This window comes from Mycobacteriales bacterium (genome assembly GCA_035995165.1).
Taxonomy (GTDB): domain Bacteria; phylum Actinomycetota; class Actinomycetes; order Mycobacteriales; family CADCTP01; genus CADCTP01.
Genome location: DASYKU010000159.1, coordinates 1 through 8,980, shown reverse-complemented (window position 1 = coordinate 8,980; position 8,980 = coordinate 1). Strand labels below are relative to the sequence as shown.

General features: G+C 73.3%; 11 protein-coding genes. 7 read left to right on the top strand and 4 right to left on the bottom strand.

What is annotated here, in order from left to right:
• Positions 1-303 (top strand): DNA repair protein RecO C-terminal domain-containing protein (locus VGP36_25825; GenBank protein HEV7658133.1); only part of this gene is annotated, 303 nt, incomplete at its 5' end.
• A gap of 13 nt (positions 304-316) precedes the next feature.
• Entirely contained in the window at positions 317-1,093 is a 777-nt protein-coding gene (locus VGP36_25820) for an isoprenyl transferase (protein HEV7658132.1), read from the top strand.
• Here the strand turns inward: VGP36_25820 and VGP36_25815 are convergent.
• The 3 genes from VGP36_25815 to VGP36_25805 all read right to left on the bottom strand — a co-directional run bounded on the left by VGP36_25815 (position 1,090) and on the right by VGP36_25805 (position 3,376).
• The gene (locus VGP36_25815) at positions 1,090-2,487 is read right to left on the bottom strand and encodes an MFS transporter (GenBank protein ID HEV7658131.1); all 1,398 of its coding nucleotides are present in this window, start codon (positions 2,485-2,487) and stop codon (positions 1,090-1,092) included. The two genes, VGP36_25820 and VGP36_25815, sit on opposite strands and share 4 nt — an antisense overlap.
• 48 nt (positions 2,488-2,535) lie before the next feature.
• On the bottom strand, positions 2,536-2,991 hold the full coding sequence (locus VGP36_25810; GenBank protein ID HEV7658130.1) for a MarR family winged helix-turn-helix transcriptional regulator: 456 nt from the start codon (positions 2,989-2,991) through the stop codon (positions 2,536-2,538).
• A gap of 100 nt (positions 2,992-3,091) precedes the next feature.
• A complete protein-coding gene (locus VGP36_25805) occupies positions 3,092-3,376 on the bottom strand; it encodes a DUF6703 family protein (protein HEV7658129.1) in 285 nt (94 codons plus the stop codon).
• 101 nt (positions 3,377-3,477) lie between these two features.
• On the opposite strand from VGP36_25805, the gene VGP36_25800 reads away from it, so the two are divergent.
• From VGP36_25800 to VGP36_25790, 3 genes are all read left to right on the top strand, one after another.
• Positions 3,478-3,906 (top strand): antibiotic biosynthesis monooxygenase, encoded by a 429-nt coding sequence (locus VGP36_25800; protein HEV7658128.1) that lies wholly within the window; start codon positions 3,478-3,480, stop codon positions 3,904-3,906.
• Entirely contained in the window at positions 3,903-4,901 is a 999-nt protein-coding gene (locus VGP36_25795; protein ID HEV7658127.1) for a hypothetical protein, read from the top strand. Before VGP36_25800 ends, VGP36_25795 begins: the two co-directional genes overlap by 4 nt.
• A 98-nt stretch (positions 4,902-4,999) precedes the next feature.
• Complete coding sequence (locus VGP36_25790; protein ID HEV7658126.1) at positions 5,000-6,385, top strand: glycine--tRNA ligase; 1,386 nt, start codon at positions 5,000-5,002, stop codon at positions 6,383-6,385.
• A gap of 142 nt (positions 6,386-6,527) precedes the next feature.
• Here VGP36_25790 and VGP36_25785 read toward each other — a convergent pair whose 3' ends face one another.
• Positions 6,528-6,821, bottom strand: coding sequence for a hypothetical protein (locus VGP36_25785; protein ID HEV7658125.1), 294 nt, complete (start codon positions 6,819-6,821; stop codon positions 6,528-6,530).
• 135 nt (positions 6,822-6,956) lie between these two features.
• On the opposite strand from VGP36_25785, the gene VGP36_25780 reads away from it, so the two are divergent.
• On the top strand, positions 6,957-8,186 hold the full coding sequence (locus tag VGP36_25780) for an amidohydrolase family protein (GenBank protein HEV7658124.1): 1,230 nt from the start codon (positions 6,957-6,959) through the stop codon (positions 8,184-8,186).
• A 34-nt stretch (positions 8,187-8,220) separates the two neighbouring features.
• Positions 8,221-8,980: PEP/pyruvate-binding domain-containing protein (locus VGP36_25775; GenBank protein ID HEV7658123.1), on the top strand; the 760-nt coding region annotated here is incomplete at its 3' end.

Genomic DNA, 8,980 nt, shown 5'->3' with positions numbered 1-8,980 from the left:
GCCGGCTGGGAGCCGGCGCTCGACGACTGCGCCCGCTGCGGCAACCCCGGTACGCACCGCGCCTTCTCCGTCCCCGCCGGCGGCGCGGTCTGCGCCACCTGCCGCCCGGCCGGGGCGGTCCACCCGGCGCCCGGCACGCTGCCGCTGCTGACCGCGTTGCTGCGCGGCGACTGGGCCGCGGCCGACCGGTCCGAGCAACCGGTACGACGCGAGGCCAGCGGCCTGGTCGCCGCCCACCTGCAGTGGCACCTGGAGCGGGGGCTGCGGTCGCTGCCGCTGGTCGAGCGGGTGCGGCCGAGCTGACTACGGTGGGCCGGTGACCGTAGCCGCGCCGCCGCCGCACCCGTCGGGCGCCCGGCCGCCGGCGATCCCGCCGGACCTGGTGCCCCGGCACGTCGCGCTGGTGATGGACGGCAACGGCCGGTGGGCCAACTCCCGCGGCCTGCCCCGGACCAAGGGCCACGAGGCCGGCGAGGCAGCGCTGCTGGACGTCATCCACGGCGCGATCGAGCTCGGCGTCGGGACCCTCTCGGCGTACGCGTTCTCGACCGAGAACTGGCGGCGGTCCCCGGACGAGGTCCGCTTCCTGATGGGCTTCAACCGGGCCGTGATCCGCCGGCGCCGGGACGAGCTGAACGCACTCGGCGTCCGGATCCGGTGGGCGGGACGGCGGCCCCGGCTCTGGCGGTCGGTGATCTCCGAGCTGGAGGACGCCGAGCGGATGACCGTCGGCAACAAGGTCATCACGCTGCAGTTCTGCGTGAACTACGGCGGCCGGGCCGAGATCGCCGACGCCGCCCGGGCCATCGCCCGGGAGGTCGCCGCCGGGCGGATCAACCCGGAGAAGGTCGACGAGAAGATGATCGCCCGCCACCTCGACGAGCCCGACCTGCCGGACGTGGACCTGTTCATCCGGTCCTCGGGGGAGCAGCGGACGTCGAACTTCCTGCTCTGGCAGTCGGCGTACGCGGAGCTGGTCTTCCTCGACACGCTCTTCCCCGACTTCGACCGCCGCGACCTGTGGAAGGCCTGCGAGGTGTACGCGTCCCGGGACCGCCGCTACGGCGGCGCCTTGGACATCCCGAAGGCTTAGGCCTCGGCGCGCACCGGCGCCGGGCGCAGGACGAGCGCGGTGACGACCAGCGCCGCCACCGCCAGCCCGGCCGCCACCGCGAACGCCACCCGGAACCCGCCGGCCAGCGCCGCCGCCCCGGTCCCGAGGGCGTCCGCCCGCGCCGCCGCGACCGCGGCCAGCACCGAGATGCCGAGCGCGCCGCCGACCTGCTGGGACGTGTTGGCCAGCCCGGACGCGAGCCCGGCGTCGGCCTCGGTCGCGTCCGACATCGCCAGCGCGGTGATCGTCGGCAGCGCCAGGCCGGCGCCGGCACCGAGCAGCAGCAGGGCCGGCAGCAGGTCCACCGCGTACCGGGCGTCGACGGGCAGCCGGGCCAGCACCGCCATCCCGGCCGCGAGCAGCGCCAGCCCGGTCAGCAGCACCGGCCGGGACCCGTACCGCCGGGCCAGCCGCCCGGCCGGGCCGAGGGAGAGGATCCCGATGCCGACCGCGACCGGGACGACGGCGAAGCCGGTCCGGGCCGGCCCGTACCCGAGGACCTGCTGCAGGTAGAGCGCGGACAGGAACTGGAAGCCGAGCGCGGCCGCGACCATGAGCACCTGCGCGCCGTTCGCGCCGGAGACGGCCCGGGACCGGAAGATCCGCAGCGGCAGCAGCGGCCGGGCCACCCGGGCCTGCCGCAGCACGAACCCGGCCAGCAGCAGCACGGCGAGCGCGGCCGAGCCGAGCGTCCGGGCCGACGTCCAGCCCTGGCCCGGTGCCTGCACGATCGTGGTGACGCCGAGCATCAGCCCGGCCGTCACCAGCCCGGCGCCTGGCACGTCGGCACCGGCGGCGAGCCCGAGACCGCGGTCGCGCGGCAGCACCCGGGCCGCGGCCGCGAGCGCGACCACCCCGATCGGCGCGTTGATCAGGAAGACCCAGCGCCAGTCCAGCGCCTCGGTGATCACACCGCCGGTGACCAGCCCGATCGAGGCCCCGGCGGCGCCGACGAACGTCACCACGCCGATGGCCCGGGCCCGCTCGGCCGCCGCCGGGAACAGCGTCACGACCATCCCGAGCACCACCGCGGACGCGGCCGCGCCACCGGCACCCTGCACGAACCGGGCCACCACCAGCAGCGCCGGGTTCATCGAGAACCCGCAGGCGATCGAGGCCGCGGTGAAGACGGCCAGCCCGGCCAGGAACGTCCGCCGCCGGCCGAGCAGGTCACCGAGCCGTCCGGCCAGCAGGAGCAGGCCGCCGAACGCGACCAGGTAGCCGTTGACGACCCAGGCCAGGCCGGAGGCGGAGAAGCCGAGGTCGGCCTGGATCGAGGGCAGCGCCACCGTCACGATGGTGCCGTCCAAGATGATCATGAGCATGCCGGTGCAGAGCACGGCCAGTGCCGCCCGACGCGAAGATCCGGTCATAGAACTGACCGTAGCAGATAGTTCCGTACGGGACTATCTACTTCATGACTACCTACGACGGCGGGGCGGGCGGGCGGGGGCGACCGGGCGCGCCAGCCGGTTGCTGACCAGCGCGCTCATGCAGCGGACGAAGACCTCGCGGTCCTTGTCGGGCAGCCCGGACAGGATGTCGGTGTTGGCGTCGTCGACGACCTTCTGGCCACGGGCGAGCAGTTCCTCGCCGGTCGGCGTGACCGCCACGATCCGGGCGCGCCGGTCGGTCGTCGACGGGCGGCGCTCGGCCAGCCCGGACCGTTCCAGCTCGTCCATCGTCACGACCATCGTGGTCTTGTCCAGGCCGGCCAGCTCGCCCAGCCGGGACTGGGTCAGCTGCTGGCCCAGCGCCTTGCCCAGCACGCAGATCACCCGCGGCGTGGTGCCGAGCTCGGCCAGCTTCGCGGTCAGCTCGGTGTCCACGGCGTGCCCGGCGGAGTTGAAGAGCAGTCCCAGGTCCGGAGTGGTCATGCCGTCGAGAATACTCCCGTCACGGAACAGTTCCGGAGCGGAACGTCTAGTGCAGTCCCGCCGTGGCGCGCAGCAGCGCGGCCAGGTCCGGGCACGGCCGTCAGCCGACGAGGCGCTGGACCAGCACGTACGCAACCAGGGCCAGCACCAGCAGCCGGGTGAACCGCCCGGTCGCCTCCAGCTTCGGCCAGGCCAGGTACGTGAGCCAGATCAGCAGCAGCGCCAGCACCACCAACAGCGCCGCGGCGGCCGCCACCGGTAGGAACAGCCCGCCCAGCAGCAGCACCAGGACCAGCACGAACGGCAGCCAGCGGGGCCGGGTCGCGGCCCAGGTCAGCGGGGCGACGCTGCGGCGCTCGACCGCGCGGCGGAGCGGTGACGGCACGCGCGCCCACCCCTTTCGGTACGGTTTGGCAGCGGGCCCGGCCGGGTCCGCTGTCGATCCTCCCAGGCCGGGCCTGGGCGAGCAGCCGGGGGTGCGGACGCGTGCTGGTGGTGTCCCGATTCACCGTCCCCGTGGCCGGGGGCGCCCGGTTCGCCGAGCTCGCCCACGACGCGCTGGCGGCGCTCGCGGCCCGGCCCGGGTTCCGCCGCGGCCACGCCGGCCGATCCGTCGACGATCCGGCCGAGTGGGTGCTGGTCAGCGAGTGGGACGGGGTCGGGGCCTACCGCCGGGCGCTGGGGACGTACGAGGTCAAGCTCGCCGCCACCCCGCTGCTGGCGCAGGCCCGGGACGAGGCCGGCGCGTTCGAGGAGCTGATCACCGCCGACGGCGCGGGGGTGAGCGCGACCGCGCTCAGCGACCGGGCCGTGGACGCGGATTCCGCCGGTCCGGGCGGGATCCGAGGGACCGGCGGCCACGTCCGACCCGCCGACGAGCACCGAGACGACGCCCGACTTCTGGGGGACCGATGAGCACACCGTCCGACGGCACGCCGCGCGAGGAGGGCCGGGCCCCCTGGTCCGACCGGCCGCCGGCCGACGGGTGGGAGCAGCAGCCGGGCGGGTCGCAGCCGGGCGCCAGCCACGCCGGCCGCCCCCCGGCCCCTTGGCAGCCCGACCAACCCACCCAGGCCGCCACCCCCTGGCAGCCCGACGACCAGCCGCCGCAAACCGGCGCGCCGTGGCAATCGAGTCACCAGTCCGGGCAGCAGCCGGCCGCGCCGTGGCAGTCCGGTGAGCAGTCCGGACAGTCGGCGCAGTGGCAGGCCGGGGAGCAGTCCGGACAGGGTGCGTCCTGGCAGGGCGACGGCCAGCCGTACGGACAGCCGTACGGACAGCCGTACGGACAGCCGTACGCGCAGGCCGGCGACACGCAGCAGTTCGGCGCCCCCGGCCAGTACGCACCCCCGCAGTACGGCCAGCCGCCCGGCCGCCCCGGCGACCCCGGTCCGAGCGGTCTCGGCGGCCCGAGCGGCCCGGGCGGTCCCGGCGGCCCGGGCGGCCCGCCGCAGTACGGCCAGCCGTACTACCCCACTCCGTACGGGCAGCCGCAGAAGAAGTCCCGCCGCCCGATCGTGCTCGCGATCGCCGGCGTCGTCGCGGTGATCGTGGTCGCGGCGATCGTGCTCGGCGCGACGATCGGCGGCGGCAACCCGCGCGACACCGCGGACGAGTTCATGGCCGCGCTCAAGGCCAAGGACGTGAGCAAGGCGCACAGCCTGCTGTGCAAGGACGGCAAGGACAAGGAGTCCGAGAGCGCGCTGCGCGACGATTTCGACCTGTCCGACCGGACGATCACCAGCTACACCCTCGGCACCGAGACCAAGCGCAAGCGCGAGGGCAAGGACGAGACCCTCATCCCGGTCGCGGTCAGCTACGACCAGGGCGAGGCGGTCAACCTGAGCCTCGGGATCTGGAACGAGGGCGGCCAGAAGGTCTGCAGCCTGAATGAGACGGCCGGCAGCTAGGGACGGGGCGGCCGGCAGCTGGATGCCCGGTGGGGGTCCCGCGCCTGCCCGGGTAACCTCGGCGTTCTCACCGACCGCCAGCCGGAGGAGCAGGACCCGTGCCAGCCGACCGTATCGACACCATCGTCAGCCTCGCCAAGCGCCGGGGCTTCGTCTACCCGTCCAGCGAGATCTACGGCGGGCAGCGCGCGGCGTGGGACTACGGTCCGCTCGGCGTCGAGCTCAAGGAGAACATCAAGCGCCAGTGGTGGCGCTTCATGGTCCAGAGCCGGGACGACATCGTCGGCCTCGACTCCTCGATCATCCTGGCCCGCGAGGTCTGGGAGGCCTCCGGCCACGTGCAGGAGTTCGTCGACCCGCTGACCGAATGCCAGTCCTGCCACAAGCGTTACCGGGCCGACCACCTCATCGAGGCGTACGAGGAGAAGCACGACGGCAAGGCCCCGGAGAACGGGCTGAAGGACATCGTCTGCCCCCACTGCGGCACCCGCGGCGCGTTCACCGAGCCGAAGATGTTCAACGGCCTGCTCTCCACGCACCTCGGCGTGACCCAGGACGAGTCCGGCCTGGCCTACCTGCGCCCGGAGACGGCCCAGGGCATCTTCATCAACTTCCTCAACGTGCTGCAGTCGAGCCGGCGCAAGCCGCCGTTCGGCATCGCGCAGCAGGGCAAGTCGTTCCGCAACGAGATCACCCCGGGCAACTTCATCTTCCGGACCCGCGAGTTCGAGCAGATGGAGATGGAGTTCTTCGTCGAGCCCGGCACCGACGAGCAGTGGCACGACTACTGGATCGCCGAGCGCACCCGCTGGTACACCGAGCTCGGCATCGACGCCGACAACCTCCGGCTGTACGAGCACCCCAAGGAGAAGCTGTCCCACTACTCGAAGCGCACCGTCGACATCGAGTACCGGTTCCGCTTCACCGGCTCCGAGTGGGGTGAGCTGGAGGGCATCGCCAACCGCACCGACTTCGACCTGACCACGCACTCCAAGCACTCCGGCGCCGACCTGTCGTACTTCGACCAGGACAAGGGCGAGCGCTGGGTGCCGTACGTGATCGAGCCGGCAGCGGGCGTGGGCCGGCCGATGATGGCGTTCCTCATCGACGCGTACAACGAGGACGAGGCGCCCAACGCCAAGGGCAAGCTGGAGAAGCGGACCGTGCTGCGGCTGGACCGCCGGCTGGCCCCGGTGAAGGCCGCGGTGCTGCCGCTGTCCCGCAACGCCGACCTGTCCCCGAAGGCCCGCGACCTGGCCAAGGAGCTGCGGCTGAGCTGGAACGTCGACTTCGACGACGCCGGCGCGATCGGCCGCCGCTACCGCCGCCAGGACGAGATCGGGACGCCGTTCTGCCTGACCGTCGACTTCGACACGCTCACCGACGACGCGGTGACGATCCGGGACCGGGACACGATGGCGCAGGAACGCGTCGCGCTCGACCGCGTCCGGTCCTACCTGGCCGAACGCCTCCCCGGCTGCTGAGCCGAGCGGGCCCGGCCGAGTTCGCGGCTGGGCCCGACTCGGCTCAGGCCCGCGGCGCGCTCGGTCCGGCGCTCCCGGCTCAGGCCGGTCCGGCGGCCCGACCGGCTCAGGCCGGTCCGGCGGCCCGGAACGGGCGAACAGCTCAGGTGCCGGCCCGGCGGGCGAGGATGCGCCCGTAGATCGCGCGCGGGATCCGGACCGCGTGCATCGTCTTGGTCGCCATCAGCGCGTCGTACTCCGCTGCCTTGGCCTTCCACTCCATGACCTGCGGGTTGAGCGTGGCTCGGGCGGCGTGCGCGGTCAGCGCCGCGACCTCGACCCGCAAGGCCGCCACCTCCGACGTGCGCCGGGTGAGCTCCAGGCGCAGCGCCTCGTACGTCAGAGCGGAGCCGTCCTGGACGACGCCGCCCTCGACCGGCTGCAGATCTGCCGGCATCAGGCCTCCTCGGCAGCAGTGGAGGTGGTGATCCCCCGTGCACAGTTGATTCGCCCTTCTTACACGGTCACGGCACCGCTGTCGTTGCCCGGACGGTCACGGACTGTTAAGAATGCCGCCCGATAAGGTCGGGTCATGATCGTCCTGGATGACGTCGGGGTCGTCGACGTGGTGGCCGGGCGGACGCTGCCGCACCGGCAGGTGGTGCTCGACGGGAACCGGATCACCGAGGTCAGAGCCGCGGGCGCGACCGTCGGCGCGGAGGCCGAGCGGCCCGACGTCCGGGGTCTGACCGTCCTGCCCGGCCTCATCGACTGCCACGTGCACGTGAAGGCCTGGCACGCGGATCTGGCCACGGTGCCGCGCCGGCCCGCGTCGTACACGGCCCTGAAGGCGGCCGGGCTCCTGGACGCCATGCTGCGCCGCGGCTTCACCACCGTCCGGGACGCCGGCGGCGCCGACGCGGGCCTGGCCGCCGCGGTCGCCGACGGCACGATCCCCGGCCCGCGGCTGCTCTTCTGCGGGCACGCGATCAGCCAGACCGGCGGCCACGGCGACGCCCGGACGGCCGGGGAGGTCTGCCACGCCGGCGGTGGCGAGGGCCTGACCCGGATCGCCGACGGGGTGACCGAAGTCCGGGTCGCCGCCCGCGACGAGCTGCGCAAGGGCGCGCACTTCCTCAAGGTGATGGTCTCCGGCGGCATCAGCTCGCCGACGGACCGGCTGGACTCGCTGCAGTACTCGACCGAGGAGCTCGCCGCGTTCGTCGAGGAGGCCACGAACGCGGGCCGGTACGTCACCGGGCACGCGTACACGGCCGCCAGCGTGACCCGGGCGGCCCGGGCCGGCTTCCGCTGCGTCGAGCACGCCAACCTGATCGACGCGGCAACGGCCCGGCTGATGGCCGAGAAGGAGATTTTCCTGGTCGGCACGCTGGCCACGTACGAGGCCCTGGCCGGACGCGGGCGCGAGGAGGGCATGCCGGGCGACCAGCTGGACAAGCTCCAGCGGGTCCGCGACGCCGGCCTGCGCTCGATCGAGCTGGCCTCCGACGCCGGCGTCCGGCTGGTCTACGGCACCGACCTGCTCGGCGCGATGCACGACGAGCAGCTGTCCGAGTTCACCCTGCGGGTCCAGGCCCAGCCGGCCGCCGAGGTGCTGCAGGCGGCGACCGTGAACGCCGCCGCGTTACTGGATCAACCCGACCTGGGAAGGATCGAACGGGGAGCGATCGCGGACCTGCTCCTCCTCGACGCCGACCCGCTGCCCGACATCACCGTGCTGACCAGGCCGGACCGGCACCTGCGCGCGGTCGTGCAGGGCGGCCGCACGGTGGTCGGCAGCCTTGACCCGGCGTCCCGATAGGCTTCAGAGAGGGACCGCACCGGAGGAGTTCATCGTGCCCAAGTTCGTCTACGACTTTGCCGAGGGAAACAAGGATCTCAAGGATCTGCTGGGTGGCAAGGGTGCCAACCTGGCCGAGATGACCAACCTCGGTCTCCCGGTCCCGCCCGGGTTCACGATCACGACCGAGGCCTGCGTCGAGTACCTCGATGACGGCTGGCCCGCGGGCCTGGACGAGGAGATCGCCGATCACGTCGCTCGGCTGGAGGCGGCGATGGGACGGCGCTTCGGCGATCCCGCCGACCCTCTGCTGCTGAGCGTGCGCTCGGGGGCGAAGTTCTCGATGCCGGGGATGATGGACACGATCCTGAACCTCGGGCTGAACGAGGAGAGCGTCGACGGCTTGGCCGAGGTCACCGGCCACCAGGAGTTCGCCGCCGACTGCTATCGACGGCTGCAGGAGATGTACGAGTCGACCGTCGGCGACGATCTGCCCGAGGATCCCGCCGACCAGCTCCGTGCCGCGATCGAGGCCGTCTTCGGCTCGTGGAACACGCCGCGGGCCGACGCCTACCGGCGGCGGGAGGGCATCCCCGACGATCTCGGCACGGCCGTGAGCGTCCAGGTCATGGTCTTCGGCAACCGGGACGACCGCTCGGGGACGGGCGTCGGCTTCACCCGGGACCCGGCGACCGGCGAGAGCGGGCTCTACGGCGACTTCCTGGTCAACGCCCAGGGCGAGGACGTCGTGGCCGGCATCCGCACGCCGCAGCCGCTGACCCGCGTCATGGCTGCCGGCAGCGGCTCCGACGGGC

Excerpts from the sequence above, each read along its gene's own strand:
- VGP36_25815 (HEV7658131.1), bottom strand. The coding sequence starts at position 2,487 with ATGACCGGATCTTCGCGTCGGGCGGCACTGGCCGTGCTCTGCACCGGC.
- VGP36_25810 (HEV7658130.1), bottom strand. The coding sequence starts at position 2,991 with ATGACCACTCCGGACCTGGGACTGCTCTTCAACTCCGCCGGGCACGCC.
- VGP36_25795 (HEV7658127.1), top strand. The coding sequence starts at position 3,903 with ATGAGCACACCGTCCGACGGCACGCCGCGCGAGGAGGGCCGGGCCCCC.
- VGP36_25785 (HEV7658125.1), bottom strand. The coding sequence starts at position 6,821 with ATGCCGGCAGATCTGCAGCCGGTCGAGGGCGGCGTCGTCCAGGACGGC.
- VGP36_25780 (HEV7658124.1), top strand. The coding sequence starts at position 6,957 with ATGATCGTCCTGGATGACGTCGGGGTCGTCGACGTGGTGGCCGGGCGG.